Origin of the sequence: Streptomyces sp. NPDC058092 (genome assembly GCF_042884935.1) — a bacterium.
Taxonomy (GTDB): domain Bacteria; phylum Actinomycetota; class Actinomycetes; order Streptomycetales; family Streptomycetaceae; genus Streptomyces.
In genome coordinates this window covers 97,404-123,593 of sequence record NZ_JBHVSY010000017.1, presented here as the reverse complement: position 1 = coordinate 123,593, position 26,190 = coordinate 97,404, and the positions used below count along the sequence as shown (strand labels likewise).

Sequence of the window (26,190 nt, the reverse complement as noted above, 5' to 3'; positions counted from 1 at the left end):
GATCACGGCCAACGCCAATGTCGTCGCCTGTTCAGGAGCCTCGCTGTGAGCCGCAGTTCGAGCAGAACGTCCCTCGCCGTAGTCGGCGCCGCCACCGCCCTCGCCGTTCTCACGGCCTGTGGTGGTGGCGGCGACGGCAAAACCGCCGCCGGAAGCGACGGCAAACCCGTCAGCATCACCTTCTGGGGCTGGACCAAGGGGTCCAAGGAGGTCGTTGACGCGTTCAACGCCTCGCACAAGAACATCAAGGTGGTGTTCGAGGAGATCCCGTCCGGCAACGCGGGCGGCTACGCCAAGATCTCCAACGCGGTCAAGGCGGGCAACGCCCCCGACCTGGTCTCCATCGAGTACCCGCAGCTTCCGGAGTACGTCAGTCAGGGCGCGCTCCAGGACATCGGCCAGTACTTCACCGAAGACATCAGGAAGAAGCTGCTGCCGCAGGCGGTCGAGCTGACGACGCTCGGCGGCAAGAACTGGGCCGTCCCGTTCGACGCCTCGCCGCAGTCGTTCTACTACCGCAAGGACCTGTTCGAGAAGTACGGCGTCGAGGTCCCCAAGACCTGGGACGAGTTCCGCAAGGCCGCCGAGAAGATCAAGAAGGCCGACAAGAAGGCCCGGATCGGCACCTTCTTCCCCGACGACCCGACCACGTTCCAGGCGATGGCCTGGCAGGCCGGCGCCCAGTGGTACAAGCCCGAGAGCGACACCTGGAAGGTCAGCACGGCCGACGCGGCCACCAACAAGGTCGCCGACTACTGGCAGGGTCTGCTCGACGACGACCTGATCCGCGCCAACGCCTCGTTCAGCCCCGAGTGGACCAACTCCCTCAAGAACGGCGGCACCGTCGGCTACCTCGGCGCCGCCTGGGGCGCGGGTGTCCTCAAGGGCACGCTGCCCGAGCAGAGCGGCAAGTGGGCCGTCGCCCCGATGCCCAGCTGGGACGGCAAGCCGGCCAGCGGCATGCTCGGCGGCTCCACCTTCGCGGTGACGAAGACCAGCAAGAAGGCCGAGGCCGCGGTCGAGTTCGCCACCTGGATGTCGACCACCGAGGAAGGCATCAAGGCCCGCATCGAGTCCGGCACGTCGAGCGCCTTCCCGGCCGCGGCGGCGCTGCGCCCGGTGGCGAAGAAGTCCTTCGACGCCGGGTTCTACGGCGGCGAGGACATCTACCAGGTGTTCGAGGACGCCGCCGCGTCCATCGGCCCGGACTGGAACTGGGGCCCGACGACCGGCACCACGAACACCACCATGAAGGACCAGTTCGGCAAGGTCGCGAGCGGTGGCACCACCATCAAGGACGCCGTGAAGGCCGCGCACGACGCCACGGTCGCCGAGCTGAAGAAGCGCGGTCTGAAGGTCGAGGACGCCGGCTGATGAAACGCGCCCGGACGACCAGAGCCGCCGCCATCCTGCTGGGGCCCTTCTTCGCACTGTTCACCGTGGCCATGGTGCTGCCGATCGGATACGCGGTCTGGCTCAGCCTGTTCACCGAGAAACAGTCCGGCCTGGGCTTCGGCGGCACCGAGACCGTCTTCAGCGGACTCGACAACTACACGGCGGCCCTGGGCGACCGGGCGTTCCGCGAGGGCTTCGGCGTACTCCTCGGATACTGCCTGTTCTACATTCCGCTGCTGCTCATCGGGGCCCTCGCCCTCGCCCTGCTGCTGGACTCCACGCTGGCCCGCGCCCGCCGGTTCTTCCAGCTCGCGCTCTTCCTGCCGCACGCCGTGCCCGGCATCATCGCCGCGCTGATCTGGGTGTACCTCTACACACCCCAGCTCAGCCCGGTGGTCAGCGCCATGGAGTCCGGCGGTATCGGCTTCGACTTCTTCTCGCCCGAGGGCGCCCTCCCCTCCGTCGTCAACATCGCCCTGTGGGAGTGGCTCGGCTACAACATGGTGATCTTCTATGCCGCGTTGCAGGCCATCGACCGCTCCGTACTCGAAGCGGCCACGGTCGACGGGGCGGGTGCCTGGCGCGTCGCCCTCAGCATCAAGGTCCCGCTGATCCGCGCCTCGGTCGTGATGGTCGCGCTGTTCACCGTCATCGGCTCGCTCCAGCTGTTCACCGAACCGCTGATCCTCAACAAGGGGACCGGCTCCGCCGTCTCCTCCACCTGGACGCCGAACATGTACGCGTACACCGCGGCCTTCGAGCGCAACGACTACGGTCTCGCCGCGGCGGCCTCCATCCTGCTGGCGCTCACGGCCGCGCTGCTGTCCTTCGTCGTCACCCGCTTCACCGGCCGGAAGGGCAAGAAAGCATGAACTCCCCCGCTTCCCACGGTCGTTGGATGTCGAAGACCGCGGTCAACGGCTTCCTCCTGCTCGCCGTCGTCTACATGCTCTTCCCCCTCGTCTGGCTGGTCACCGCCGCCACGAAGGACACCGGCGGGCTGCTCGCGGGCAACGCGTTCTCCTTCGACGGCTTCAACCTCGGCGAGAACCTGTCGAATCTGGCCTCCTACGGCGACGGCATCTACTTCCGCTGGTACCTCAACAGCCTCTTCTACGCGGGCGGCGGGGCGATCGTCTGCTCACTGATCTGCGTCGCCGCGGGATACGCCTTCGACAAGTACGAATTCCGGGGCAAGGAGAAGCTCTTCGGCCTCGTGCTGATGGGCGTGCTCGTCCCCACCACGGCGCTCGCCCTGCCGATGTATCTCCTGGCCTCCAAGACCGGCCTGGTCAACACCTACTGGTCCGTGCTGATCCCGGTGCTCGTCAACCCGTTCGGCGTGTATCTCGCCCGGGTGTTCAGCGCCGGCTACATACCGAACGAGGCCCTGGAGGCCGCCCGTATCGACGGGGCCGGCGAGCTGCGCGTCTTCTGGTCCATCGGACTGCGCATGGTCATGCCGGGCTTCGTAACCGTCTTCCTCTTCCAGTTCACCGCGATCTGGAACAACTTCTTCCTCCCTCTCGTGATGCTCTCGGACCGCAAGCTGTTCCCGCTGAGCCTCGGTCTGTACTCCTGGAACACCAACACGCACGGCGAGCCGAGCTTCTATCCGCTCGTCGTCACCGGCTCCCTCCTCGCCGTCATCCCCCTGATCGTCGCCTTCGTCTCGCTGCAGCGGCACTGGAAGGCCGGTCTGACCGCCGGCAGCGTCAAGTGACTCTCGCGCGAGCCCTGAGGAGTACGAGTTCCACCATGCCCCACGCCACTGACAACCGGCCGGCCGCCCTGCTCGCGATGGGCCCCGGCATCGCCGCACGCCTCCTCACCGACCACCACCGCACCCGGCTGACCGCCCTCACCCGCACCGACCCGCACCTCGTCGCCCACGACCTGGCCGACCCGACGCCCGAGGTGGCCGCCGCGCTCGCCGATGCCGAGGTGCTGTTCACCTGCTGGGGCGCGACGCCGCTCACCGCCGAGGTGCTGACGGCCGCGCCCCGGCTGCGGGCCGTGGTGCACGCGGCCGGTTCCGTGAAGCACCACATCACCGACGCCTGCTGGGAGCGCGGGATCGCCGTCACCTCGGCGGCCGGGGCCAACGCGCTGCCGGTCGCCGAATTCACCCTCGCCGCGATCCTGTTCGCGAACAAGCGCGTCCTGCACTCCGCGGACCGCTACCGCGCGCTGCGCACCGAGCACGACTGGCTCGCGGAGCTCGACGGCACCGGCAACTACCGCCGCACGGTCGGCATCATCGGCGCCTCGCGTATCGGCCGCCGGGTGATCGAGCTGCTGCGCCCCTTCGATCTGGACGTCCTGCTGTACGACCCGTACGTGGACGTCACGGAGGCAGCGCGGCTCGGCGCCCGGCTCTCCTCGCTCGACGAGCTGTGCGCGAGCAGCTCGGTCGTCTCGGTGCACGCGCCGCAGCTCCCCGAGACGCACCATCTGATCGGCGCGGCGCAGCTGTCGGCCATGGCGACCGGGACGACCCTGATCAACACGGCGCGGGGTTCGCTCATCGACGAGGGCGCGCTGCTGCCCGAGCTGACGAGCGGGCGGCTGCACGCGGTGCTGGATGTGACGGAGCCCGAACTTCCGCCCGCGCATTCACCGTTGTACGAGTTGCCGAATGTGCTGCTCACTCCGCATGTGGCGGGTTCGCTGGGCAATGAGCTGTACCGGATGGCCGACGAGGCGCTGGACGAGCTGGAGCGGTACGCGACCGGCCTGCCGTTCGCGGCTCCGGTGCTGGCGGGAACGCTGCCGCGCTCGGCGTGACGCGGGGCTTTGTCCCGTACCCGCCCCATTCCCTGAACCGGGGCTCTGCCCGGACCCCGCTCCTCAATCGCCGAACGGGCCTGGTGTGCGGGCGGATCCCCCGTCACGGGGCAGCACACGCCAGAGGCCCGGTACCCCGCGACGGGGTACCGGGCCTCAGTGGCTGGGCGGAGCTACGCGTCAGTGCGAGTGGCCGTGGCCGCCGTGACCGGCATCGGCCTCTTCCTCGGCCGGCTTCTCGACGACCAGCGTCTCGGTCGTGAGCAGCAGCGACGCGATGGACGCGGCGTTCTCCAGCGCGGAGCGGGTGACCTTGACCGGGTCGATGACGCCGGCCTTCACCAGGTCGCCGTACTCGCCGGTCGCGGCGTTGAAGCCCTGGCCCTTGTCGAGCTCGGCGACCTTCGACGTGATGACGTAGCCCTCGAGGCCGGCGTTCTCGGCGATCCAGCGCAGCGGCTCGACGGCGGCGCGGCGCACGACCGCGACACCGGTGGCCTCGTCGCCGGTCTTGTCGAGGTTGCCCTCGAGGACCTTGACGGCGTGGACCAGAGCGGAGCCACCACCGGAGACGATGCCCTCCTCGACCGCGGCGCGGGTCGCGGAGATGGCGTCCTCCAGACGGTGCTTCTTCTCCTTGAGCTCCACCTCGGTGGCGGCACCGACACGGATCACGCACACGCCGCCGGCCAGCTTCGCGAGGCGCTCCTGGAGCTTCTCGCGGTCCCAGTCGGAGTCCGTGGCCTCGATCTCGGCCTTGATCTGGTTGACCCGGCCCTTGACGTCGCCGGGCTCGCCGCCGCCGTCCACGATCGTCGTGTCGTCCTTGGAGACGGTGACGCGGCGGGCGGTGCCCAGCACGTCCAGACCGGCCTGGTCGAGCTTGAGGCCGACCTCCTCGGCGATGACGGTCGCACCGGTGAGGGTGGCGATGTCGCCGAGCATGGCCTTGCGGCGGTCACCGAAGCCCGGGGCCTTCACCGCGACGGCGTTGAAGGTGCCACGGATCTTGTTGACGACGAGGGTCGACAGGGCCTCGCCCTCGACGTCCTCGGCGATGATCAGCAGCGGCTTGGAGCCACCGGCCTGGATGACCTTCTCCAGCAGCGGGAGCAGCTCCTGGATCGCGCCGATCTTGCCCTGGTGGATCAGGATGTACGGGTCGTCGAGGACGGCCTCCATACGCTCCTGGTCGGTCACCATGTACGGGGACAGGTAACCCTTGTCGAAGGCCATGCCCTCGGTGAACTCGAGGTCCAGACCGAAGGTGTTGGACTCCTCGACGGTGATGACACCGTCCTTGCCGACCTTGTCCATCGCGTCCGCGATGAGCTCGCCGACCTGCGAGTCCTGCGCGGAGAGCGCGGCCACGGCGGCGATGTCGGACTTGTCGTCGATCGGGCGGGCGGTCGCGAGGAGCTCCTCGGACACAGCCTTGACCGCGGCGTCGATGCCCTTCTTCAGGGCGGCCGGGGAAGCACCCGCGGCGACGTTGCGCAGACCCTCGCGGACGAGCGCCTGGGCCAGCACGGTGGCGGTGGTCGTACCGTCACCCGCGACGTCGTTGGTCTTGGTCGCCACCTCCTTCACCAGCTGGGCACCGAGGTTCTCGTACGGGTCGTCGAGCTCGACCTCGCGCGCGATGGTGACACCGTCGTTGGTGATGGTGGGAGCGCCGAACTTCTTGTCGATGACGACGTTGCGGCCCTTGGGGCCGATCGTCACCTTGACCGTGTCGGCAAGCTTGTTGACGCCGCGCTCAAGGGCGCGACGGGCGTCCTCGTCGAACTTCAGGATCTTCGCCATGGCTGGTGAGCTTTCCTCTCAAACGAACTGCGCCCCCGGCCACCCGGCTGGTTATTCGCAGGGGGCCAGGGGCGCAGAACAGAAGCAAACGTGGGTGAATTACTTCTCGATGATCGCGAGCACGTCGCGGGCCGAGAGGACGAGGTACTCCTCGCCGTTGTACTTCACCTCGGTGCCGCCGTACTTGCTGTAGAGCACGACGTCGCCGGTCTTGACGTCGAGCGGAAGGCGCTCGCCGTTCTCGAAGCGGCCCGGGCCCACGGCCAGGACGACGCCCTCCTGGGGCTTCTCCTTGGCGGTGTCCGGAATGACCAGGCCGGAGGCCGTGGTCTGCTCGGCGTCGAGCGGCTGGACCACAATGCGGTCCTCGAGCGGCTTGATCGCAACCTTGGTGCTGGCGGTCGACACGATCCGGTCTCCCCCTTCGGAGATCTCACGGGGTAACAGTCTTTGGGTGGCGACCAGGTGGATCCGTCGTCGCGGGTGCCGGACCTGCCAGTCGCACAGTACTGCTGGCACTCTCCAGTGGTGAGTGCCAGCACCGAGACTATGACCGCGATTAGCACTCGGTCAAGCGGAGTGCCAATTCACGCGGTCGTGGCGTCCACCGGCGCCCCGCTCCCGCCCTGCGCCACGCGCCGACCGGGGCACCGCTCGAACAACAGTCTGGACAACGTTCTGGACAACACTGGGACAACGGTCGTACGGACCGCGGCGTTCCGTACAACCGTGTGAACATGTCCGAATCTCCGTCCCGGCAGTCGACTCCACGGCCCCCGCGGCCCCGGCACGGCTCGCGCGCCGTGAACGGCTGTCTCGATGTGGTGCTGGGTCTGCTGCTGTTGCTCCTGGAGGGGCTGATCTGCGCGGTCGCCGCCCACTCCCTGACCCTGTCGCGGTGGGACCCCGGTGGTCCGGAGACGACGGGCCCGCCGCCGATGGACTGGACGCCCGTCCTCGTCTTCGGCGCGATCGCGGCGGTGGTCGCGCTGATCGCCGTGGTGCTGATCCGCGAGAACTGGCCCTGGGCGGGGGCGATCCAGATCCCGGTCGTGCTCCTGCTGTGCGTGGCGACGGTGCACGTCGGGCACGAGGACTACCGCCGCTCGCACCCGGCGCCGGCCTCCACCCCTTCGGGCGATCCCGGCCGGTCCGGCCACCAGTGCCTCAGCGGCGGCGACAACCACGAGTGCCTGGACTCCGGCGGCTGAGGGCAGGCGATGACGACCAGCGATCCCGGCGCCCCGTGATCACCGTGGTCACCGTGGTCACCGTGGTCACCGTGGTCATGGCGGTCACGGCGGTCACGGCGGTCACGGCGGCCGCTGCGATCACCCCGATCACCGTGCGGATGCGTCTGCGGGCCCGCCGCGGGGGCCGGCCCCGAGTGGGTCACTTTCTGTGCGGCCTTGCGGCCCAGACGTTCGATCGGGGCGACCGACTGCGCGCACCCGGCAGTGGTGGTCAGGAGCGCACCGGCTGCCAGCAGGCCGGCGAGCAGCCGGTACGCCCTTCTCATACGTAGTCCTCCAGCCGGGCCACGGCGTACCCCTGGTCCGTGACGGTCTTCATGACCGCGCGGACCAGGTCGGCCATGTCCGCGCCCCACGCCCCCCGGCCCCGGAAGTGCGTGAGGATGATGTCGCCGGGGCGCAGGTCCTGGTCCCCGCGCCACTCCATGTGGTCCGGGAACGCCTCCGCGTTCCAGAGCGGCACGGCCTCGATGCCGCAGGACTTCGCGATCCGGAGCGTGTCCCCGTTGTAGTTGCCGTACGGCGGACGGAAGAGGACGGGGCGCTTCCCGTACTGCTTCTCGAGGATGGCCTGCTGGCCGCAGATCTCGCGCTTCTGCTCGCTGTACGAGAGTCCGGGAAGGTACGGGTGGCTGAGCGTGTGGTTGTTGAGGCCGACGCCCAGCCGCTGCGCCTCCCCGAAGTACCCGTAGTTGTCGCGCACCTCCGAGTCGCTGAGGAAGGCGCTGTACGGGATGTCCAGCTCGTCCATCATCCGGAGCAGTTCGGGGTCCTTCTCGGACCCGTCGTCCATGGTCAGGAAGACGACCCGGTCCTTGGTCGGGACGGTGGTGAAGACCGGCGGCAGCGAGTCGTCGCCGCCGTTCACCTCGAAGCCCTCCCGAGTGGTGATGTGCGGTTTGACGGCGGGCGGCGGGGGTGCGATCAGGGGTGGCCGGTCCAGCCTCCACTTCTTGGCGAGGGCCGCCCGTACGGCCGGACCGAACTTCGCGTTCTCATAGGGACCGGCGGGTGCGCGGCCCTGCCCGGCCGGCCGCTCGGGGCCTGCCATCTGCCCGGGACCACCCGGGAGTCCCGGACCGCCCGGGAGTCCGGCGGAGGGCCGGGCGCGGTGTTCGGCGTCGGCCCGGCCGTCGGTCCCGGAGGCGCAGCCGGAGCCGACGGCGGCGATCAGGAGCGCGGCCAGGACCGCGCAGACGGGCCGGTGCCCGCCGGGCCGTCGTGCGCGCCCGGATGCGCGCGCAACCGATTCGTTCCGCTTCACGGCTAATTCTTCCTTTTGTCGTACAAGACGCATGGCGTCGCATCCTGCCAGCAGGGGATGGGCACCCCCCGCCCGACACCGCCGCCGGGTCCGCCGGTCAACCCGGCTGGCTCACAATGGGGCGGGTGAACGCTCTCGCTCCGAACGACCCGAACGACCCGAGCAGCCCGAACGACCCGTCCGGCGCCGACTCCCCCCTCGCCTCCTTCATGGCCCTGCGCACCCCCGAAGGTGCGGCGCTCCTGGACGAGCTGCGGTCGTACGACCCCGCCCAGGAGCTCGCCACCGCCACCCGGCTGCGCCGCGACCACCCGGCCCCCCTGGTCTCGGCGGCGCTGGGGCAGGCGCGGCTGCGCCAGCGGGCGGTGGCGAAATTCGGCGCCGAGGACGCGTACCGGATGTTCTTCACGCCGAACGGCGTCGAGCAGGCGACCCGTACGTCGGTGGCCACCCATCGCGCGCGGCGGTTCGTGGCGGCGGGCGGGGTGCGGCGCGTCGCCGACCTCTGCTGCGGGATCGGCGGCGACGCGATCGCGCTCGCGCGGGCGGGCATCTCCGTCCTCGCCGTGGACCGCGACCCGCTGACCGCCGAGGTGGCCCGCGCCAATGCCGCCGCGCTCGGCCTGGACGGCCTGATCGAGGTGCGGTGCGCCGACGTCACCGAGATCGACACCTCGCCGTACGACGCGGTCTTCGTCGACCCGGCCCGGCGCGGCGGCAGGGGCAGGATCTTCGACCCCGAGGCGTACTCACCGCCGCTCTCCTGGGCGACCGGTGCCGCGCTCGGCGCCCCCCGCGCCGCGCTGAAGATCGCCCCCGGCATCCCGCACGAGGCGATCCCGGCACGGGCGGAGGCCGAGTGGATCTCGGACGGCGGCGACGTGAAGGAGGCGGTGCTCTGGTTCGGCGAGGGCTTCGCGCCCGGTTCGTACCGCGCCACCGTGCTCCCGGCCCGCGCCACCCTGTCGTCCGCGGCTCCGCTGCCCGCCCCGCCCGTGGGGCCGGTCGGCCGCTACCTGTACGAGCCGGACGGGGCCGTCATCCGCGCCCATCTGGTCGCCGACATCGTGGCGCGGTGCGACGGCCGGCTGATCGACGAGACCATCGCGTACGTCACGAGCGACGAGCCGTACGACTCCCCGTACACCACCGGGTACGAGATCACCGACCGGCTGCCGTTCAACATGAAGAAACTGAAGGCGCTGCTGCGGGAGCGGAAGGTCGGCGTCCTGACGGTGAAGAAGCGCGGCTCGGCCGTCGAGCCGGAGGAGCTGCGCCGCAGGATGAAGCTCCAGGGGCCGAACGCCGCGACGGTCTTCCTGACCCGGGTGGCCGGGGCCCCGACGATGCTGATCGGTCACCCCGTGCGGCCGGAGGCGTCTTAGGCCAGGTCGGTCAGGTCCTCGGCGTACACCTGGGAGAGCGGCTGAGGACCCACGTACTGCTGGCAGTTGCACTGCCCCGACTCGAAGCGGACCGGCTTCTTCGACTCGTCCCAGGCCGTCGGCACCTCGACCCGCTCATGGCACTTGCCCCGCTTGTCGTGCTTGGCGAGATGGTGCGTGCAGCCGCAGACCGGCTCCGGCGGCCGGTGGGCCGCTTCGACGGCCAGCCGCTCCTGCTTGGCCGCCTCCAGCAGCTCCAGCTTGCGGGTGTGCCGGTTGCGCAGTGCGGTACGGACGTTGTCGACAGCCCACCCGAAGCCGCCCGTCCAGAAGATGATGAGCACCCACCAGTACCACTCCATGTGACACTCCTCCCCCTGTGCGACTCAGGTACCGGTCAGGATAGGTCCGGACTCAGCGGTGCGCGCCGCCCCCGACGGAGAGCAGCGGCTCCGGAGCGGGCGCCCCGATCAGCACCCGCAGCACCCAACGGCGGTGCGCGAAGGCCTTGATGATGCCGATCAGCCCGATGTTCCAGCCGGTCATCCCGAGTCCCGTGACCAGAGCGACCAGCCCGAAACTGTCCTGGGCCGCCTCGGCGGTCGCCGGGACGGCGATGCACGCGTACAGCCCGAGTGCGCACAGCGTGAAGGACATCAGCAGCCAGACGAGGCTGACGCCCGGCATCCGCAGCCGCGCGTCCCGTACCGGATCGCGGTCCAACTGGCCCCAGGCGCTGAGCAGTCGGCGGATCTCGTGGTCGCGGCGCAGGCCGATGACGACGAAGACGATCGCCGGCACCGCGCAGCAGGCGCCCATGACGGCGACGATCACGCCGAGGAGGGCGCTGAAGATGTCGTACGTCTCCTCGAACGTGATGAGCGCCGCGCTCACCAGCGACCAGCCGAGCGCACAGAGCGCTCCCCACAGCCACAGCGTCACCAGTCGTACCGGTGAGACATGCACCCTCACCAACTCCCCGAGCACCACGGCCCGGTCGGCGAGCATCGCCTCGCGGTCGGGCCAGGAACGTATCTCCACGGGCGGTGGCGGCGGCGGCAGTTGTACGCGGCGAAACATGGGCCAGACCCTACCGACCGCGCGCCCTCGCCCCGCGGGCGGCACGGTGCGCGGGGGCCGCCGCGGTGCCATGCTGGAAAGGGACACACGGAGGTTCGCGATGGGGTTCTATGCCGAACGGATCGTGCCCCGGATCGCCGATGCCGTCGGCGGAATGAAGCAGGTCGAACCGTTGCGGCGCCGGGTCTGCGAGGGCCTGTACGGCGAGATCATCGAGATCGGGTTCGGTTCCGGACACAACGTTCCGTACTACCCGGATGCCGTCACCGAAGTGGCCGCGGTCGAGCCGTCCGATCTCGGCTGGAAGCTGGCCCGGGACCGGATCGACGCGGGGCACACCCTGGTGCGGCGCGCCTGTCTGGACAGCCAGTACCTGCCGTTCGAGGACGACACCTTCGACGGCGCCCTGTCGACGTGGGCGCTGTGCACCATCCCCGACGCCGACGCGGCGCTGCGCGAGGTGCGCCGGGTCCTCAAACCCGGTGCGACCCTGCACTTCCTGGAGCACGGTCTGGCACCGGAGGAGGACGAGAACGTACGCCGCTGGCAACGCCGCCTCGATCCGCTGGAGCGGCGGCTCTTCGCCGGGTGCCGCCTGACCCGGCCGGTCGCCGAGATGCTGACGGCCGCGGGGTTCACGATCGTCGACCTCGACGAGTTCTACGAGAAGGGCGCACCGAAGGCGATGGCGGCCGAGTCGATGGGCGTGGCCGTGCCGTAGGCCGGTGTGGCTGTGCCTTGGGCCGGTGTGGCTGTGCCTCAGGCCGGTGTGCCGTCCGGCGCCCGGAGCTCATCGGCCGGCGCGGTCCGTACCTGCCGCGCGGTCCAGGAGCAGCGCGCGCTCCCGTTCGTTGCGGGTCAGTCCCGCCGCCCGTACGAACTCCGCCCGCGCCTCGTCCGTACGTCCCAGCCTGGCCAGCAGGTCCCCGCGGACGCTGGGCAGCAGGTGGTAGTCCTTGAGCGCCGGGTCGCCGGCCAGCGCGTCGACGAGCGCGAGACCGGCCGCCGGGCCCCGCGCCTTGGAGACCGCCACCGCCCGGTTCAGCTCGACGACCGGGGACGGTGCGATCGCGGCGAGGCGGGCGTAGAGGGCGGCGATGGTGGTCCAGTCCGTGTCCTCGTACGTCACTGCCCGGGCGTGGCACGCGGCGATCGCGGCCTGCACGGTGTACGGGCCGAGACCGGCACCCTCCTCCGTCGCCGCCACGGCCCGTTCCAGGGCCGCGACGCCGCGCCGGATCAGCAGGTGGTCCCAGCGGGCCCGGTTCTGGTCGGCGAGGAGCACCGGCGCACCGTCCGGCCCGGTCCTGGCGGCGGTGCGCGAGGCCTGGAGCTCCAGCAGCGCGACCAGGCCGTGGACCTCGGGCTCCCGCTCCATCAGGCCCGCGAGGACCCGGGCCAGCCGCAGGGCGTCCTCGCACAGCGCCGGGCGCAGCCAGTCGTCGCCCGCGGTCGCCGCGTACCCCTCGTTGAAGATCAGGTAGATGACTTCGAGCACGGAGTCGAGGCGGGCGGCGCGCTCGGGTCCGTACGGCACCTCGAAGGGGACGCCCTCCCGGCCCAGGGTCCGTTTCGCCCGGACGATGCGCTGGGCGACGGTCGGCTCGGGGGCCAGGAACGCGCGGGCGATCTCCTCCGTGGTGAGCCCGCCGAGCAGCCGCAGGGTGAGGGCGATCCGGGCCGCGGTGGTGAGCACCGGGTGGCAGGCGGTGAAGATGAGCCGGAGCAGGTCGTCGTCGATGTCGTCCGCTTCCGGGGGCTCGGGCGGCGGCACGTCCTCCCGGTCCCGTCCCACCTCGGCGAGCTTGCGCGCGTACGTCTCCTTGCGGCGTACGAGATCGATCGCGCGGTGTCTGGCGGTGGCCATGAGCCAGGCGCCCGGCCGGTCCGGGACACCTGACTGCGGCCACTGTTCCAGCGCGGCCACCAGGGCGTCCTGCGCGAGTTCCTCGGCGATGCCCACGTCCCGCACGATGCGGGCGACACCTGCGATGATCCGCGCGGACTCGATCCTGAAGACCGCCTCGACCGCCGCCTGCGCGCTTGCTGCCGTCACGGTCACCCATCAGAGCAGCCGGGCGGGAACGCGGCAAGCGGGGCCGGTCAGATGCTCGGGGCCTCGTCGATCTGGCGGACCTCGGAGGTGACGGTCCAGTTCTCCGGGTGGACCTGCAGGAACCGCTTGGTCCACTCCAGGGCCTCGGCCTTGTCCTTGGCCTGGAGGATGGCGTAGCCGCCGACGACCTCCTTGGTCTCGGTGAAGGGGCCGTCGGTGTAGCTGAGCTTGCCGCCGGACCAGGTGACCCTGGTCCCCTGGGAGGTCGGGGTGAGCCCGGCCGTCTCCAGCATGACTCCGGCCTTGGTGATCTCCTGGAAGAGGGCGCCCATGCGCTTCTCGAACTCGGGGCCCGGGTTCTCGGTGGGGAGGTTCTGCTCATCGATGCGGATCAGCGACATGAAGCGGGGCATGGTGACTCCTCGGTCGGGAGGGCGGGGTCCTTCCCCGCCTCTCACCCTTGCGTCGAACGGGAGACGCCCGGATCGACAGCTCCACCGGAATTCTTCTGAGAATCTTCCGGGGCGGCCACCGGAGCAGCTGCCGAGTCGGCCACCGGAGCGGTCGAGGGGACCGGGGAACCCGACGAGATCACCGAGGGCTGATCAGCCGGGGGACTCGACGGCCCCCAGCGACTCGAAGCGCCACCGGTGCACCGGGCGGGTGATCAACTCCGGGTCCGGCTCGGGGAGTTCGGGCAGCTCGTCGCCGTACTCCCCCTGCCACCAGGTGAGGACCAGGACCCGGTCCTGCGGGGCGCGCAGCAGCTCGCGCCGCAGCGGCTCGCGGGCCAGCTCGGCCGACCGGGCCCGCGCCCATTCCAGAAGTTCGGGGCCCCGGCCGGCGGTGGCGCGCGCCTCCCACATCAGTGCGACGGTCGTACCGCTCGTGCCGCTCATGAGTAGAGGTTGTCCTTGCTGATCTCGTGCACGTGATCGTGGTCGTGCGCGTCGGCACCGGGAACGTGGGGGTCGGTCACCGGCAGCGACGAGTCCGCGGACAGCTCCAGGTCGGAGGCCGGCCTGTTGCGGGCCACCATCTCCGCGCCCAGCGCCGCGACCATCGCCCCGTTGTCCGTGCACAGCCCCGGCCGCGGCACCCGCAGCCGGATGCCGGCCCGCTCGCACCGCTCCTCGGCCAGCGCCCGCAGCCGCGAGTTGGCCGCGACACCGCCGCCGATCATCAGGTGGTCGACGCCCTCGTCCTTGCAGGCCCGGACGGCCTTACGGGTGAGCACATCCACCACGGCCTCCTGGAAGGACGCCGCCACGTCCCGTACCGGCACGTCCTCGCCCGCCGCCCGCTTCGCCTCGATCCAGCGGGCGACGGACGTCTTCAGACCGGAGAAGGAGAAGTCGTACGCGGGATCGCGCGAGCCGCTCAGTCCGCGCGGGAACGCGATCGCCTTCGGGTCGCCCTCCTTCGCCAGCCGGTCGATGACCGGGCCGCCGGGGAAGCCGAGGTCCAGCACCCGGGCGATCTTGTCGAAGGCCTCGCCCGCCGCGTCGTCGATGGTCGCGCCCAGCGGCCGTACGTCGTTGGTGATGTCCGGCGCGAGGAGCAGCGAGGAGTGGCCGCCGCTGACCAGCAGCGCCATGGTCGGTTCGGGCAGCGGGCCGTGCTCCAGCTGGTCGACGCAGATGTGCGAGGCGAGGTGGTTCACCCCGTAGAGCGGCTTGTTCAGCGCGTACGCGTACGCCTTCGCCGCGGAGACGCCGACGAGCAGCGCGCCCGCGAGCCCGGGGCCGGCGGTGACGGAGATGCCGTCGAGGTCGCGGGCGCTGATCCCGGCCTCCTTCAGGGCGCGCTCGATGGTGGGGACCATCGCCTCCAGGTGCGCGCGGGAGGCGATCTCCGGGACGACGCCGCCGAAGCGGGCGTGTGTGTCGACGCTGGACGCGACGGCGTCGGCGAGCAGCGTCGTACCGCGGACGATGCCGACGCCGGTCTCGTCGCAGGAGGTCTCGATGCCGAGTACGAGCGGTTCGTCAGCCATCAGTCAGTCTCTGTCTCTTGTGCGGGCTCTTGCACCGTCAGGCGCATGACGAGTGCGTCGATGTTGCCGGGCTGGTAGTAGCCGCGGCGGAAGCCGATCGGTTCGAAGCCGAAGCGTTCGTACAGCTTCTGCGCCCGGGTGTTGTCGACGCGGACTTCGAGGAGCACCTCGGCGCACTCGAAGGCCGTGGCGTGCTTCAGCAGATCGGTGAGGAGTTCGGAGCCGAGGCCGCCGCCCCAGTGGTCGCGGGTGACACCGATCGTCTGTACGTCGGCGAGGTCACCGGCCGCGGCGAGCCCGGCGTAGCCGACGATCCGGCCGGTGGCGGGGTCCTCGGCGACGACGTAGCGGCGGGTGGCCCGCGGGCCGCGGGCGTGCGCCAGCTCGGACCAGAACATGCCGGCCGACCAGGCGTCGTCCGGGAACAGCTCGCGTTCGAGCGCCAGCACCAGATCGATGTCCCACCAGCGCATCTCGCGCAGTACGGCAGTCGTGCTCGTCACTTCGGGGTGACCACCTTGTAGTTCTTCGGGACCTGGGCGTCGGGCCTGCGCAGGTAGAGCGGCCGCGGCGGCAGCAGTTCCGCGCCCGCGGCGAGCCGCTCGGCGGCGAGGGCGGCCAGCGCACCGGCGCTGACGTGCTCGGGGCCCCGGGCGTCCGGGAACGCCTCGGGGTAGAGCACCGCGCCCGCCCCGACGACGGGGACCGGGGCGAGCTGCTCGGCGATGTCGGCGGGCCGGTCGACGGCGGGCTCCGTGACGCGCGTACGGCAGTCCTCGTAGCGCGCCCAGTAGACCTCCTTGCGGCGGGCGTCCGTCGCGACGGCGAACGGGCCCTCCAGGCCGGCCTGCCCGGCGGCGTACGCGAGACCGTCCAGGGTGCAGACCCCGTGCACGGGCACGGAGAGGGCGGAGCCGAAGGTCGCGGCCGTGACCAGGCCGACCCGCAGCCCGGTGTACGGGCCGGGGCCGACGCCCACGACCACGTCCGTCACGGCGTCGAGTTTCACCCCGGCCTCGGCGAGGACCCGGTCGACGGCGGGCAGCAGCAGCTCCCCGTGCCTTCGGGCGTCGACCCGGCCGGACTCGGCGACGACGGAGGTCCCGTCGTGAAGGGCGACAGTGACGGCGGGGGTGGCGGTATCCACGGCGAGCAAGAGCACGCAAACAGCCTACGGCTCCTCCGACGGGGGCACGGTGTCCCGTACGGCGTCCCGGTACGACCGGCCCCGGCTGCTACCGTCACCGGGAACACGCGGGTACGACGTAATCGCTAAACGCTTGTACGACATACGGAGCGAAAGGGGCGCGCACGGTGGCAAGGGGCAGCTCGGGAATCGTGGCCGGGCTCACTGCGGCGGCTCTCGCCGCGGTCGGTTTCCTGGCCTACCAGGCATCGGCGAACGCCCCCGACTCCGTCGCCGCCCCCAAGCCGAAGGTCTCCAGCAGCGCACCCGCCGTCGGCCACGACAAGCCGAAGGCGAAGAAGCCGCCGGCCGCGCTCCCGGCCGGCTCCGGCACCGGGAAGCGTGTGGTGTACGCCCTGGAGGACCGTCAGGTGTGGCTCGTCGACGCGTCCGGCACGGTGAACAGGACGTTCGAGGTCATGCCGAGCGCGCTGAGTCCGCGGCCCGGGACGTACGAGGTGGGTGCGCCGCGCCAGGGGCCGCCCACCAAGGGCTCGGACGGCGTGATGATCGAGCACGTGGTGCGGTTCGCGATGGTGGAGGGCGCGTCCGTCGGATTCAGCGCGGCAGTGGACGGCTCGATGGAGAGCCCGGATCCGTCGCTGAAGACGGGCGGCGTGCGGATGTCCCGGGCCGACGGGGACGCGTTGTGGAAGTTCGCGACGGTACGCACGAAGGTGGTCGTCGTCCCGTAGCCGCCGGGCCCCCGGCGTCCTCGGCCGGAATGGAGCCCGCGCCTCGATCGGGGACAGTCGTTCAGCCCGCCCGGCGTTCGAGCCCCGCCTCAGCCCCCTCGGCGTCGGATTCGGCGTCGGATTCGGCGTCCGTGGGCGCCTCCGGGGCCGGGTCGGCGGACGGCGGCGTCGAGACCGCCGTGGCCGCGGCGCAAGCCGCCAGCAGGTCACTCATCGATGGCGGCGGCGGCACTTCACGTTCGGCGGACGTCGTCATGGATGCCTCCTGAGGCTCCGGTGGAAGGCGCGGTTAGGCAGACCTAACCCGCTCTCGCCATCCATGTGACCACGCCTGCCCCGCCCAACGCAACAATGTGCCGACACAGTGTCGGCAAACGGTCGCAAAGGTGGGGGAAAGCTGTCGGAAAGCGCCCCCGCGCTCAGCCCTCCAGCACCCCGCGCGCGCCGCACAGGCCCGCCCAGCGCGCCCCGATCCCCACCAGCGTCACCGAGCGCCGTTCGTCGTCCGTGTCGCCGACCGCACGGTGGATCACCACGTGCAGCCGGTCCTCGGACAGCTCCTCGACCTTGCCGTCGCCCCACTCCACGACCACCACCGACTCCGGCAGCGACACGTCGAGGTCCAGGTCCTCCATCTCGTCGAGTCCGCCGCCCAGCCGGTACGCGTCGACGTGGACCAGCGCGGGGCCGCCGGTCAGCGAGGGGTGGACGCGAGCGATCACGAACGTGGGGGACGTGACGGCGCCGCGCACCCCCAGGCCCTCGCCGAGCCCCCGGGTCAGCGTCGTCTTCCCGGCTCCGAGCTCCCCGGAGAGCATCACGAGGTCGCCGGGGCGCAGGACAGCGGCGATCCGGCGGCCGAGGGCCTGCATCTGTTCGGGGGACTCGACGGCCAGGTTCACGGTGACGGTGCCCGGCGCGGCGCCCGCGTCGGCCTCAGCCGCCAGGCTGTTGTGCGGTGCTTCCATGTCCGCCAACGTTACTTCCCTGCCCGCCGACGTCAGCCGCGGCGGGCACCGCCCCGATGCGTACCAGCAGGTCCGCCAGCCGGTCGGTCACCGTCTCCGGGTGTTCCAGCATGACCAGATGACCGCCGTCCGGGACGATGACCAGCTCCGCTTCCGGGAGCTGGTCCGCCATGGCCTCGCTGTGCGAGCTGGGCGTCACCAGGTCCTTGTCGCCCGCCAGGATCAGCACCGGGACGTCACGGAACGCGGGCAGGACGTGGCTCTTGTCGTGCTCGGTGAAGGCCGGGTAGAACTCGGCGACCACATCGATCGGGGTGGATTCGATGAGCCGCTCGGCGAACCGCTCGACCGCCGGGTCGACGTCCCGCGAACCGAACGAGTACCGCTTGATCAGCCCGGCGAAGAGATCGGCGGTCGCCCGCCGGCCGCGTTCCACCAGTTCGGCCTGGGAACCGAGCGCCTTGAGCACCCCGGGCAGCACCCGCCGCACCGCGTTCACGCCCGCGACCGGCAGCCCGAAGCTGACCTCGCCGAGCTTCCCGCTCGATGTGCCGATGAGGCCGATGGCGGCGACCCGGTCCCGGACGAGCTGGGGGTACTGCTCGGCGAGCGCCATCATCGTCATGCCGCCCATCGAGTGCCCGACCAGCACCAGCCGGCCCTCGGGGGCCGCCGCGTCGATGACCGCCTTCAGGTCACGGCCGAGCTGGTCGATGCCGACCGTCACCCCGTCCGCCTGGGCCCGGCCCCGCTCGGAGCGGCCGTGGCTGCGCTGGTCCCAGTGGACGGTGCGGACCAGTCCGCGCAGCGCCGCCCGCTGGAAGTGCCAGGAGTCCTGGCTGAGGCAGTACCCGTGACTGAAGACGACGGTGACGGGCGCGGGCGCCTTGCGGCCGAAGAGCCTGCGCCGGCGCGTGCCGGCGGTGCCGGGAGCGGTCGCACCGCTCCCGGTGGCCCCCGTACCGCCGTCGGGGTCGACCTCGTCGACCTCGTAGTACAGCTCGGTGCCGTCGTCGGCGTTCGCCCGGCCCGGCAGTCCGCGCAGCGAGCCGTACGGTCCCGAGGCGTCCAGCGCCAGCCTGGCCCGTCTGCGCATGCCGCGGCCCACGGTCAGCCGCTCGACGGCGACACCGGCGGCCGCGCCCGCCGCGATCACGCCTATGGCGGCCCCGGCGATCCCCGCCCGGCGCCAGCCGGCCGCCGTGGCGGCCGTCGTCACCGCGTCCCCCGCGCTGATCTCGCTCACCGTGCCGCGCTCCTCGTCGGTCGTGTCCGTCAGGTCAGGGCCGGTCTGTTCCGGTCGTGCTCAGATCGTGCCTGGTCAGGGGCGCTTGTTCGGTCAGGACTCGGCCGGGGTTGCATGCAGATGGACGCGGGGCACACGGCTGCTGATCCGGGTGACGATCTCGTACGCGATCGTGCCGGCGGCCTGCGCCCAGTCCTCGGCGCTCGGCTCGCCCCGGTCTCCCGGGCCGAAGAGCACCGCCTCGCCGCCCACCTCGATCCGGTCCCCGTCGAGGTCGACGACGAACTGGTCCATGGCCACCCGGCCCGCGATCCGCCGCCACACGCCGCCGACGAGGACGGGGGCTCGGCCGGAGGCATGGCGCGGGATGCCGTCCGCGTAGCCGAGCGGGACCAGTCCCAGGTTCGTCTCGGCGGAGGTCGTGTAGTGGTGTCCGTAGCTGATCCCGTGGCCGGCCGGCACCTGCTTGACCAGGGCGATCGACGCGCTGAGCGTCATGACGGGGCGCAGCCCGAAGTCGGCCGGGGTGCCCAGCTCGGGGCTGGGCGAGATGCCGTACATCGCGATCCCGGTCCGTACGAGATCGAAGTGCGCCTCGGGGATCGTCAGCGTCGCCGGGGAGTTCGCCATGTGGCGCACCTCGGGGTCGACGCCCTCCTTCTCCGCGTACGCGACCATGTCGCGGAAGTGGTTCAGCTGGGCGGCGATGGAGGGGTGGCCCGGTTCGTCGGCGCAGGCGAAGTGGGACCAGAGGCCGGTGATCCTGACGGTGCCCGCCTCCTCCGCGGTGCGGGCGGCGGCGACGAGCTCGGGCCAGTCGGCGGGCTGGCAGCCGTTGCGCCCGAGGCCGGTGTCGGCCTTGAGCTGGATACGGGCCGGAATGCCGGCCTCCGTGGCCGCGGCGACGACCTCGCGCAGGGCCCACATCCCGCTCACCGACACATCGATGTCGGCCTCGATCGCCTCGCGCCAGGGCCCGCCCGGCGTCCACAGCCAGCACATCACCCGGCCGCCGAGCCCGGCCGCCCGCAGCGCGAGCGCCTCCTGCGGCGTCGCGGTGCCCAGCCAGGTGGCCCCGGCCTCCAGGGCGGCGCGGGCACAGGGCACCGCTCCGTGCCCGTACGCATCGGCTTTGACGACGGCCATGAGTTGCGCGCCGCCCGTCCGCGCGCGCAGTGCACGCACGTTGGCGCGCAATGCGTCGAGGTCGATCTCGGCACGGGCTCTCAAGGACGCTGTCTCGTTCATCGCGCCCAGTCTCTCAGAGGCGTACGGCAAACCCCTCGGGCGGCGGGTCGGGAGAGGCCGGTCGCCGAGGCAACCCGCCGGGCCACGTGGGTCCACCTCAGTGGTGGCGCAGCTCGTGTTCCAGATGGTCGACGAGGACCGGGACGTGGCTGTGCGGTACGTCCTTGACCGCCGTGACCAGCGTGACCGGGCCGCCCTCGCGGACCAGTTCCACCAGCTCGTCGACGGCCGCGGTGTGGACGGGGTCGGCCAGCTCGGCGCGGTAGCGGTCGACGAAGTCGTCATAGCGGGCGCCGGTGCGGTCCTCGTGGTACCAGTCGCGGAGCTCGTTCGACGGGGTGATGTCCTTGAGCCACTTGTCGATTGCGGCCCGCTCCTTGGACTCGCCGCGCGGCCAGAGCCGGTCGACGAGGACGCGGGTGCCGTCGTCGTCCTCCTTCGGCTCGTACACCCGGCGTACGCGTACATCGCTGCTGCCCACGGTCGGCCCTCCTGTCGACGCCCTTCGGACCCGGTCGGCGTCCGTCTGCGCCCAGGATCACTCAGGCCCGTACGTCCCGCCACGCCGCCGGGATCGCCTCCGCGACGTCCTGCGCGGCGACGGGAGCGCCGTCCGAGGCGTGCCGGGCGGCCAGGCCGTGCAGATACGCGCCGGCCGACGCGGCGTCGCGCGGGGCGAGGCCCGCAGCCAGCAGGGAGCCGGTCAGGCCGGAGAGGACGTCGCCGCTGCCGGCCGTGGCCAGCCAGGAGGTGCCGGTCGGATTGACTCGTACGGGGGTGGGTCCGGCATCGGTGGCGACCAGGGTCGTCGACCCCTTGAGCAGGACCGTGGCGCGGAAGCGGGCGGCCAGTTCCCGTACGGCGGCGAGCCGCCCCGCCTCGACCTCCTCGCGCGGGACGCCGAGCAGGGCGGCGGCCTCACCGGCGTGCGGGGTGAGGAGGGTCGGGGCGGTGCGCGCGCGTACGACGGTGGCGTCGAGCAGCCGCAGCCCGTCGGCGTCGACGAGCACCGGGACGTCCGCCTCCAGCACGCCACGGACCGCCTCCACGGCCTCCGTACCGTCACCGAGCCCCGGCCCCACGACCCAGGCCTGTACCCGCCCCGCCTTCGACGGCGGCCCCGCGTGGACCAGCGTCTCCGGATGGCGGGCGATCACCGCGCCGGCGCCCGGACCGACGTACCGCACCGCTCCGGCACCGCCCCGCAGCGCCCCGGAGACGGCCAGCACCGCCGCTCCCGGATACCGCGCCGACCCGGCGACGATGCCGACGACACCGCGCCGGTACTTGTCGCTCTCGCTGCCGGGGACCGGCAGCAGCGCGGCGAGGTCCGCGTACTGCAACGCCTCCAGGTCGGGCACGTCGGGCAGCTCCGGGCCGAGCCCGATGTCGACGAGGTGCAGCGCGCCCGCCAGGCCGGCGGCCGGGTCGACGAGCAGTCCGGGCTTGTACGTGCCGAAGGTGACGGTCGCGTCGGCCCGCACCGCGTCGCCGAGCACCTCGCCGGTGTCCGCCTCGACGCCGCTGGGCAGGTCGACGGCGACGAAGGCCGCGCCGGTCGCCTCGAAGGCCCGCACCAGCGCGGCGGCCTCCGGACGCAGCCCGCCGTGCCCGCCGATGCCGGTGATCCCGTCCACGACGAGATCGACGTGCCCGCCCCAGGCGGCCGCGAACGGGTTCCCGGCCGCGTCTCCGCCCCCGCCCGCCGCCGCGCCTCCCTCCGCCGCGCCCCCGCCCGCCACGCGCCCGCCCGCCGCGAGCAGGGCGGCGAGCCCGCCCTCGTGGGCGCGGCCGGGCGAGGTGAGCACGGCGCGCACGCCCGCGCCGCGGCGGGCCAGCCGGGCGCCCGCGTACAGCGCGTCGCCCCCGTTGTCGCCGCTGCCGACGAGCAGGACGACCCGGGCCCCGTAGACCCGGCCGCGTCGGCGCAGCACATCGGCGCACGCCGCCGCGAGTCCCGCCGCGGCACGCTGCATCAGGGCGCCGTCCGGCAGCCGGGCCATCAGGGCCCGCTCGGCGGCCCGTACGGTCTGAACGCTGTACGCGGTACGCATGTGGTCAACCCTCCGCGATCACCACGGCCGACGCCACCCCCGCGTCGTGGCTGAGCGACACGTGCCAGTGCCGTACGCCCAGCTCGGCCGCGCGCGCGGCAACCGTGCCGCTCACCCGCAACCGGGGCTGCCCGCTGTCCTCGACGTACACCTCGGCATCCGTCCACAGCAGGCCGCCCGGCGCACCCAGCGCCTTCGCGAGGGCCTCCTTGGCGGCGAACCGCACGGCGAGCGAGGCGACACCGCGCCGCTCGCCGCTGGGCAGCAGCAACTCGCTCTTCAGGAAGAGCCGGTCGGCCAGATGCGGCGTACGCTCCAGCGCCGCGTCGAACCGTTCGATCTCGGCCACATCGATCCCGACCCCGATGATCACGCGTGTTCCCTCAACTCTCGCTACTCCACGGTCACGGACTTCGCCAGATTGCGCGGCTGGTCCACGTCGTTGCCGCGGGCCGTCGCCAGTTCGCAGGCGAACACCTGCAAGGGCACGGTCGACACCAGCGGCTGAAGCAGCGTAGGCGTAACGGGAATCCTGATCAGATGGTCGGCGTACGGGACGACCGCCTCGTCGCCCTCCTCGGCGATGACGATGGTGCGCGCGCCGCGGGCCCGGATCTCCTGGATGTTCGACACGATCTTGTCGTGCAGCACCGACCGGCCGCGCGGCGAGGGCACGACCACGACGACGGGCAGACCGTCCTCGATGAGCGCGATCGGCCCGTGCTTGAGCTCGCCCGCGGCGAAGCCCTCGGCGTGCATGTACGCGAGTTCCTTGAGCTTCAGCGCGCCTTCCAGGGCCACGGGGTAGCCGACATGGCGGCCCAGGAAGAGCACGGTGTCGTGGTCGGCGAGGGAGCGGGCCAGCGCGCGCACGGGTTCCATGGTCTCCAGGACCCGTTCGACCGCCCCGGAGATCTCGGAGAGCTGGCGGATGACGGTCCGGATCTCGTCGCCCCACTTCGTACCGCGGATCTGTCCGAGATACAGGGCGACGAGGTAGCAGGCGACGAGCTGGGTGAGGAACGCCTTGGTGGAGGCGACGGCGACCTCGGGCCCGGCGTGCGTGTAGAGCACGGCGTCGGACTCGCGGGGAATGGTGGAGCCGTTGGTGTTGCAGATGGCGAGGACCTTCGCGCCCTGTTCGCGGGCGTGCCGCAGGGCCATCAGGGTGTCCATCGTCTCGCCGGACTGCGAGATCGCGACGACGAGGGTGCGGTGGTCGAGGATCGGGTCTCGGTAGCGGAACTCGCTGGCCAGCTCGGTCTCGCAGGCGATCCGGGTCCAGTGCTCGATGGCGTACTTGGCGATCATCCCGGCGTGGAACGCGGTGCCGCAGGCGACGATGACGACCTTGTCGACGTCGCGGAGCTCGTGGGGCGGAATCCGTACCTCGTCGAGGTGGAGGGTGCCCGCGCCGTCGATCCGCCCGAGGAGCGTGTCGGCGACGGCCCTGGGCTGGTCCTCGATCTCCTTGAGCATGAAGGAGTCGTGGCCGCCCTTCTCCGCGGCGGAGACGTCCCAGTCCACGTGGTACGCACGGACGTCGGCGGGCCGCCCGTCGAAGTCGGTGACGGTGACACCCTCCCGGCGCAGCTCCACGACCTGGTCCTGGCCCAGCTCGATCGCGGAGCGGGTGTGCGCGATGAACGCGGCCACATCGGAGGCGAGGAAAGACTCGCCCTCCCCCACCCCCACCACGAGCGGTGAGTTGCGCCGGGCCCCGACCACCGTGCCGGGCGCGTCCGCGTGCAGGGCGACGAGGGTGAAGGCCCCCTCCAGCCGCCGGCAGATCTGCCGCATCGCCTCCGCCAGGTCGGCGCAGGACGAGAACGCCTCGGCGAGAAGATGGGCGACGACCTCGGTGTCGGTCTCGGAGGCCAGATCGTGGCCGCGCTCGGCGAGTTCGGCGCGCAGGACGGCGAAGTTCTCGATGATCCCGTTGTGCACGACGGCGACACGGCCCGCGTTGTCGAGGTGCGGGTGGGCGTTGGTGTCGGTGGGGGCGCCATGGGTGGCCCAGCGGGTGTGCCCGATCCCGGTGGTCCCGGCCGGGAGCGGGGCCTCGGCCAGCACCTTCTCCAGGTTGACGAGTTTCCCGGCCTTCTTCGCGGCGGCCAGGCCGCCGTCCGCGAGGAGGGCGATGCCCGCCGAGTCGTAGCCCCGGTATTCGAGGCGCTTGAGGCCCGCGACCACGACGTCCTGCGCCGACTGCCCACCGACGTATCCGACGATTCCGCACATACCGTTCCCTTCCTGGTCACCCACCCCGTTTCTTCGCATCGTCGCAGAAGGCGAACGGGGCGGCAGAAATGCAGGCGCGGTGCGCTGGGTCCGAGACGCGGCGCGGCGAGTCCGAGACGCGGTGGGCCCGGCGGTAGGCACGGGGGGGGTGCCGGTGAGGGCCCGGAAGTGGTGGCGCAGAGCGGCCGGTGAGGTGAATCCCGTACGCACCGCGATGCCTTCGACGGGGGTGTCCGTCTCCCTCAGCAGACGCTGCGCCTCCTGGAGACGGGCACGGAGCAGGTACTGGAGCGGACCGAGTCCGGTGTGGGCACGGAAGCGGCGGGTGAGGCTGCTGGTGCTGGTCCGCGCGTGGGTGGCGATGTCGGGGAGGGTCATCGGCACCCCCGCCAACCTGCGCCACCACTTCCAGCGGCTGACGGGCACCAGCCCCAGCACGTACCGCACGGCCTTCCGCGCGCTGGTCACCGGCCTCACCCGGCCGGAACGGGAGGAGGCCGGGTCGTCGTCCTGAACGGCCCGGCTCTCCCCGGCGAACCGGTGGTTCAGCGCTTGAGGAACTCCAGGAGGTCCTTGTTGAACTTCTCCTTGTCGCCCGGGACGAGGGCGATGCCGTGGGAGCCGCCCTCGTAGACCTTGAGGGTCGCGCTCGGGATGAGTTCGGCGGACTTGCGGCCCGTGGCGTCGATGGGGACGACCTGGTCGTCGTCACCGTGGACGACCAGCGTCGGGATGTCGAACTTCTTCAGGTCCGCGTGGAAGTCCGTGGCCGCGAAGGCGTCGACACAGGCGACACCGCCCTCGATGGTCTCGGCCATGGCCATGTGCCAGAAGGCGTCCTTGTTGCCCTGGGTGACCTTGTTGCCCTCGCGGTTCGCGCCGAAGAAGCCGATCGCGGTGTCCTTCCAGAACTGCGAACGCTCGGTGAGGATGCCCTTCTTGATGTCGTCGAAGACGGACCGGGGTACGCCCTCGGGGTTGTCGGGGCCCTTGAGCATCAGCGGCACAATCGCCGAGAGCAGGACGGCCGACCTGATCCGGCCGGTACCGTGGCGGCCGATGTATCGGGCGAGTTCGCCGCCGCCCATCGAGTGTGCGACCAGCGTGACGTCCCGCAGGTCCAGTTGAGTGATCAGGTCGTCGAGGTCGTCCGCGAAGGTGTCGAAGTCGTAGCCGTCCCAGACCGGGGTCGAGCGGCCGTGCCCGCGCCGGTCGTGCGCGATGCCGCGGAATCCGTTGTCCGCGACCGCCTTGAGCTGGTCCTGCCAGGCATCCCCGTTCAGGGGCCAGCCATGGATGAAGACGACGGGGCGGCCGCGGCCCCAGTCCTTGTAGAAGATCTCGACACCGTCACGCGTGGTCACCGCGGGCATACGTTTGTCCTCTCGGGTGTGCTGCCGGGCCCCCTCATCCAGGGTGCGGCCGGACGCCGGGGCCGCAATCCGAATCGTGGCGACCCGACGGCGTCCGCGCCTCGCCTTCAGGGGCTCAGGACAGCGAACGTCCGACGGTCCCCCGTCCGTACGCGTC

General features: G+C 71.6%; 30 protein-coding genes and 1 pseudogene. 10 read left to right on the top strand and 21 right to left on the bottom strand.

Going from position 1 to position 26,190, the window contains the following annotated elements; genetic code table 11:
- Nucleotides 1-45: 45 nt before the first annotated feature.
- The 4 genes from ACFVV1_RS26295 to ACFVV1_RS26280 are packed head-to-tail and all read left to right on the top strand — an operon-like array spanning nucleotide 46 to nucleotide 4,182.
- Nucleotides 46-1,374, top strand: a complete 1,329-nt coding sequence (locus ACFVV1_RS26295) for an ABC transporter substrate-binding protein (protein ID WP_389993670.1) — start codon at nucleotides 46-48, stop codon at nucleotides 1,372-1,374.
- Nucleotides 1,374-2,267 carry a carbohydrate ABC transporter permease gene (locus tag ACFVV1_RS26290; RefSeq protein WP_389993667.1) on the top strand — a complete coding sequence of 298 codons (894 nt, stop codon included), beginning with the start codon at nucleotides 1,374-1,376 and terminating at the stop codon, nucleotides 2,265-2,267. The genes ACFVV1_RS26295 and ACFVV1_RS26290 overlap by 1 nt, the downstream gene beginning before the upstream one ends.
- A complete protein-coding gene (locus tag ACFVV1_RS26285; protein ID WP_389993664.1) occupies nucleotides 2,264-3,118 on the top strand; it encodes a carbohydrate ABC transporter permease in 855 nt (284 codons plus the stop codon). The genes ACFVV1_RS26290 and ACFVV1_RS26285 overlap by 4 nt, the downstream gene beginning before the upstream one ends.
- Before the next feature lie 35 nt (nucleotides 3,119-3,153).
- Nucleotides 3,154-4,182 (top strand): hydroxyacid dehydrogenase, encoded by a 1,029-nt coding sequence (locus tag ACFVV1_RS26280; RefSeq protein ID WP_389993660.1) that lies wholly within the window; start codon nucleotides 3,154-3,156, stop codon nucleotides 4,180-4,182.
- Nucleotides 4,183-4,362: 180 nt separating this feature from the next.
- On the opposite strand, the gene groL is transcribed toward ACFVV1_RS26280, so the two are convergent.
- Both groL and groES read right to left on the bottom strand, forming a co-directional pair.
- The gene (gene groL / locus ACFVV1_RS26275) at nucleotides 4,363-5,988 is read right to left on the bottom strand and encodes a chaperonin GroEL (RefSeq protein WP_389993657.1); all 1,626 of its coding nucleotides are present in this window, start codon (nucleotides 5,986-5,988) and stop codon (nucleotides 4,363-4,365) included.
- A gap of 99 nt (nucleotides 5,989-6,087) precedes the next feature.
- The gene (groES, locus tag ACFVV1_RS26270) at nucleotides 6,088-6,396 is read right to left on the bottom strand and encodes a co-chaperone GroES (protein WP_093540722.1); all 309 of its coding nucleotides are present in this window, start codon (nucleotides 6,394-6,396) and stop codon (nucleotides 6,088-6,090) included.
- Nucleotides 6,397-6,725: 329 nt separating this feature from the next.
- On the opposite strand from groES, the gene ACFVV1_RS26265 reads away from it, so the two are divergent.
- Both ACFVV1_RS26265 and ACFVV1_RS26260 read left to right on the top strand, forming a co-directional pair.
- Entirely contained in the window at nucleotides 6,726-7,199 is a 474-nt protein-coding gene (locus ACFVV1_RS26265) for a DUF6234 family protein (RefSeq protein WP_389993654.1), read from the top strand.
- 35 nt (nucleotides 7,200-7,234) lie between these two features.
- Nucleotides 7,235-7,513, top strand: a complete 279-nt coding sequence (locus tag ACFVV1_RS26260; RefSeq protein ID WP_389993651.1) for a hypothetical protein — start codon at nucleotides 7,235-7,237, stop codon at nucleotides 7,511-7,513.
- Here ACFVV1_RS26260 and ACFVV1_RS26255 read toward each other — a convergent pair.
- Entirely contained in the window at nucleotides 7,504-8,538 is a 1,035-nt protein-coding gene (locus ACFVV1_RS26255) for a polysaccharide deacetylase family protein (RefSeq protein ID WP_389993648.1), read from the bottom strand. The genes ACFVV1_RS26260 and ACFVV1_RS26255 overlap by 10 nt on opposite strands.
- Before the next feature lie 83 nt (nucleotides 8,539-8,621).
- Between ACFVV1_RS26255 and ACFVV1_RS26250 the strand changes: the two genes are divergently transcribed.
- Entirely contained in the window at nucleotides 8,622-9,890 is a 1,269-nt protein-coding gene (locus ACFVV1_RS26250) for a methyltransferase domain-containing protein (protein WP_389993645.1), read from the top strand.
- Here the strand turns inward: ACFVV1_RS26250 and ACFVV1_RS26245 are convergent.
- On the bottom strand, nucleotides 9,887-10,252 hold the full coding sequence (locus ACFVV1_RS26245) for a hypothetical protein (protein WP_266748003.1): 366 nt from the start codon (nucleotides 10,250-10,252) through the stop codon (nucleotides 9,887-9,889). The genes ACFVV1_RS26250 and ACFVV1_RS26245 overlap by 4 nt on opposite strands.
- Before the next feature lie 52 nt (nucleotides 10,253-10,304).
- A complete protein-coding gene (locus tag ACFVV1_RS26240) occupies nucleotides 10,305-10,970 on the bottom strand; it encodes a hypothetical protein (protein ID WP_389993641.1) in 666 nt (221 codons plus the stop codon).
- Nucleotides 10,971-11,070: 100 nt separating this feature from the next.
- Here ACFVV1_RS26240 and ACFVV1_RS26235 point away from each other — a divergent pair, with 100 nt between their 5' ends.
- Nucleotides 11,071-11,691, top strand: a complete 621-nt coding sequence (locus ACFVV1_RS26235) for a class I SAM-dependent methyltransferase (RefSeq protein WP_389993638.1) — start codon at nucleotides 11,071-11,073, stop codon at nucleotides 11,689-11,691.
- A 69-nt stretch (nucleotides 11,692-11,760) separates the two neighbouring features.
- Here ACFVV1_RS26235 and ACFVV1_RS26230 read toward each other — a convergent pair whose 3' ends face one another.
- From ACFVV1_RS26230 to tsaB, 6 genes are all read right to left on the bottom strand, one after another.
- Complete coding sequence (locus tag ACFVV1_RS26230; protein WP_389993635.1) at nucleotides 11,761-13,032, bottom strand: RNA polymerase sigma factor; 1,272 nt, start codon at nucleotides 13,030-13,032, stop codon at nucleotides 11,761-11,763.
- Between the two features lie 41 nt (nucleotides 13,033-13,073).
- Nucleotides 13,074-13,439: a YciI family protein gene (locus ACFVV1_RS26225; protein ID WP_389993632.1), complete on the bottom strand. Its 366-nt coding sequence runs from the start codon at nucleotides 13,437-13,439 to the stop codon at nucleotides 13,074-13,076.
- Between the two features lie 192 nt (nucleotides 13,440-13,631).
- Complete coding sequence (locus ACFVV1_RS26220) at nucleotides 13,632-13,925, bottom strand: hypothetical protein (RefSeq protein WP_389993629.1); 294 nt, start codon at nucleotides 13,923-13,925, stop codon at nucleotides 13,632-13,634.
- Nucleotides 13,922-15,022, bottom strand: a complete 1,101-nt coding sequence (gene tsaD / locus ACFVV1_RS26215; RefSeq protein WP_384457548.1) for a tRNA (adenosine(37)-N6)-threonylcarbamoyltransferase complex transferase subunit TsaD — start codon at nucleotides 15,020-15,022, stop codon at nucleotides 13,922-13,924. The genes ACFVV1_RS26220 and tsaD overlap by 4 nt, the downstream gene beginning before the upstream one ends.
- Nucleotides 15,022-15,525 carry a ribosomal protein S18-alanine N-acetyltransferase gene (gene rimI, locus ACFVV1_RS26210; RefSeq protein WP_389993626.1) on the bottom strand — a complete coding sequence of 168 codons (504 nt, stop codon included), beginning with the start codon at nucleotides 15,523-15,525 and terminating at the stop codon, nucleotides 15,022-15,024. Before rimI ends, tsaD begins: the two co-directional genes overlap by 1 nt.
- Nucleotides 15,522-16,184 (bottom strand): tRNA (adenosine(37)-N6)-threonylcarbamoyltransferase complex dimerization subunit type 1 TsaB, encoded by a 663-nt coding sequence (gene tsaB, locus ACFVV1_RS26205; RefSeq protein ID WP_389993624.1) that lies wholly within the window; start codon nucleotides 16,182-16,184, stop codon nucleotides 15,522-15,524. Before tsaB ends, rimI begins: the two co-directional genes overlap by 4 nt.
- 152 nt (nucleotides 16,185-16,336) lie before the next feature.
- Here tsaB and ACFVV1_RS26200 point away from each other — a divergent pair, with 152 nt between their 5' ends.
- Nucleotides 16,337-16,903, top strand: a complete 567-nt coding sequence (locus tag ACFVV1_RS26200; RefSeq protein ID WP_389993621.1) for a hypothetical protein — start codon at nucleotides 16,337-16,339, stop codon at nucleotides 16,901-16,903.
- A gap of 61 nt (nucleotides 16,904-16,964) precedes the next feature.
- Here ACFVV1_RS26200 and ACFVV1_RS26195 read toward each other — a convergent pair whose 3' ends face one another.
- The 9 genes and pseudogenes from ACFVV1_RS26195 to ACFVV1_RS26155 form a co-directional block, all read right to left on the bottom strand.
- Nucleotides 16,965-17,159, bottom strand: a complete 195-nt coding sequence (locus tag ACFVV1_RS26195) for a hypothetical protein (RefSeq protein ID WP_389993618.1) — start codon at nucleotides 17,157-17,159, stop codon at nucleotides 16,965-16,967.
- Nucleotides 17,160-17,322: 163 nt separating this feature from the next.
- The gene (gene tsaE / locus ACFVV1_RS26190) at nucleotides 17,323-17,871 is read right to left on the bottom strand and encodes a tRNA (adenosine(37)-N6)-threonylcarbamoyltransferase complex ATPase subunit type 1 TsaE (RefSeq protein ID WP_389993616.1); all 549 of its coding nucleotides are present in this window, start codon (nucleotides 17,869-17,871) and stop codon (nucleotides 17,323-17,325) included.
- Nucleotides 17,840-19,117 (bottom strand): alpha/beta fold hydrolase, encoded by a 1,278-nt coding sequence (locus tag ACFVV1_RS26185; RefSeq protein ID WP_389993612.1) that lies wholly within the window; start codon nucleotides 19,115-19,117, stop codon nucleotides 17,840-17,842. The genes tsaE and ACFVV1_RS26185 overlap by 32 nt, the downstream gene beginning before the upstream one ends.
- A 93-nt stretch (nucleotides 19,118-19,210) precedes the next feature.
- Entirely contained in the window at nucleotides 19,211-20,365 is a 1,155-nt protein-coding gene (alr, locus tag ACFVV1_RS26180) for an alanine racemase (RefSeq protein ID WP_389993609.1), read from the bottom strand.
- Between the two features lie 97 nt (nucleotides 20,366-20,462).
- Nucleotides 20,463-20,846 (bottom strand): DUF488 domain-containing protein, encoded by a 384-nt coding sequence (locus ACFVV1_RS26175; RefSeq protein WP_389993607.1) that lies wholly within the window; start codon nucleotides 20,844-20,846, stop codon nucleotides 20,463-20,465.
- A 61-nt stretch (nucleotides 20,847-20,907) separates the two neighbouring features.
- The gene (locus ACFVV1_RS26170) at nucleotides 20,908-22,419 is read right to left on the bottom strand and encodes an NAD(P)H-hydrate dehydratase (protein WP_389993604.1); all 1,512 of its coding nucleotides are present in this window, start codon (nucleotides 22,417-22,419) and stop codon (nucleotides 20,908-20,910) included.
- A 4-nt stretch (nucleotides 22,420-22,423) separates the two neighbouring features.
- The gene (locus ACFVV1_RS26165) at nucleotides 22,424-22,792 is read right to left on the bottom strand and encodes a holo-ACP synthase (RefSeq protein ID WP_389993601.1); all 369 of its coding nucleotides are present in this window, start codon (nucleotides 22,790-22,792) and stop codon (nucleotides 22,424-22,426) included.
- A gap of 20 nt (nucleotides 22,793-22,812) precedes the next feature.
- A complete protein-coding gene (glmS, locus tag ACFVV1_RS26160) occupies nucleotides 22,813-24,660 on the bottom strand; it encodes a glutamine--fructose-6-phosphate transaminase (isomerizing) (RefSeq protein ID WP_389993816.1) in 1,848 nt (615 codons plus the stop codon).
- A gap of 201 nt (nucleotides 24,661-24,861) precedes the next feature.
- Nucleotides 24,862-25,038 (bottom strand): annotated as a pseudogene (locus ACFVV1_RS26155) (helix-turn-helix domain-containing protein); the annotation flags it as partial.
- On the opposite strand from ACFVV1_RS26155, the gene ACFVV1_RS26150 reads away from it, so the two are divergent.
- Nucleotides 24,986-25,174, top strand: a complete 189-nt coding sequence (locus ACFVV1_RS26150) for a hypothetical protein (protein WP_389993824.1) — start codon at nucleotides 24,986-24,988, stop codon at nucleotides 25,172-25,174. The pseudogene ACFVV1_RS26155 and the gene ACFVV1_RS26150 overlap by 53 nt on opposite strands.
- 31 nt (nucleotides 25,175-25,205) lie before the next feature.
- On the opposite strand, the gene ACFVV1_RS26145 is transcribed toward ACFVV1_RS26150, so the two are convergent.
- Entirely contained in the window at nucleotides 25,206-26,033 is an 828-nt protein-coding gene (locus ACFVV1_RS26145; RefSeq protein ID WP_389993598.1) for an alpha/beta fold hydrolase, read from the bottom strand.
- Nucleotides 26,034-26,190: the final 157 nt, after the last annotated feature.

Coding starts and splice junctions, on each gene's coding strand:
- ACFVV1_RS26290 (WP_389993667.1), top strand. CDS start 1,374: ATGAAACGCGCCCGGACGACCAGAGCCGCCGCCATCCTGCTGGGGCCC.
- ACFVV1_RS26285 (WP_389993664.1), top strand. CDS start 2,264: ATGAACTCCCCCGCTTCCCACGGTCGTTGGATGTCGAAGACCGCGGTC.
- ACFVV1_RS26280 (WP_389993660.1), top strand. CDS start 3,154: ATGCCCCACGCCACTGACAACCGGCCGGCCGCCCTGCTCGCGATGGGC.
- groL (WP_389993657.1), bottom strand. CDS start 5,988: ATGGCGAAGATCCTGAAGTTCGACGAGGACGCCCGTCGCGCCCTTGAG.
- ACFVV1_RS26265 (WP_389993654.1), top strand. CDS start 6,726: ATGTCCGAATCTCCGTCCCGGCAGTCGACTCCACGGCCCCCGCGGCCC.
- ACFVV1_RS26255 (WP_389993648.1), bottom strand. CDS start 8,538: ATGCGTCTTGTACGACAAAAGGAAGAATTAGCCGTGAAGCGGAACGAA.
- ACFVV1_RS26250 (WP_389993645.1), top strand. CDS start 8,622: ATGGGGCGGGTGAACGCTCTCGCTCCGAACGACCCGAACGACCCGAGC.
- ACFVV1_RS26245 (WP_266748003.1), bottom strand. CDS start 10,252: ATGGAGTGGTACTGGTGGGTGCTCATCATCTTCTGGACGGGCGGCTTC.
- ACFVV1_RS26240 (WP_389993641.1), bottom strand. CDS start 10,970: ATGTTTCGCCGCGTACAACTGCCGCCGCCGCCACCGCCCGTGGAGATA.
- ACFVV1_RS26235 (WP_389993638.1), top strand. CDS start 11,071: ATGGGGTTCTATGCCGAACGGATCGTGCCCCGGATCGCCGATGCCGTC.
- ACFVV1_RS26225 (WP_389993632.1), bottom strand. CDS start 13,439: ATGCCCCGCTTCATGTCGCTGATCCGCATCGATGAGCAGAACCTCCCC.
- ACFVV1_RS26220 (WP_389993629.1), bottom strand. CDS start 13,925: ATGAGCGGCACGAGCGGTACGACCGTCGCACTGATGTGGGAGGCGCGC.
- tsaD (WP_384457548.1), bottom strand. CDS start 15,022: ATGGCTGACGAACCGCTCGTACTCGGCATCGAGACCTCCTGCGACGAG.
- ACFVV1_RS26195 (WP_389993618.1), bottom strand. CDS start 17,159: ATGACGACGTCCGCCGAACGTGAAGTGCCGCCGCCGCCATCGATGAGT.
- tsaE (WP_389993616.1), bottom strand. CDS start 17,871: ATGGAAGCACCGCACAACAGCCTGGCGGCTGAGGCCGACGCGGGCGCC.
- alr (WP_389993609.1), bottom strand. CDS start 20,365: ATGAACGAGACAGCGTCCTTGAGAGCCCGTGCCGAGATCGACCTCGAC.
- ACFVV1_RS26170 (WP_389993604.1), bottom strand. CDS start 22,419: ATGCGTACCGCGTACAGCGTTCAGACCGTACGGGCCGCCGAGCGGGCC.
- glmS (WP_389993816.1), bottom strand. CDS start 24,660: ATGTGCGGAATCGTCGGATACGTCGGTGGGCAGTCGGCGCAGGACGTC.
- ACFVV1_RS26145 (WP_389993598.1), bottom strand. CDS start 26,033: ATGCCCGCGGTGACCACGCGTGACGGTGTCGAGATCTTCTACAAGGAC.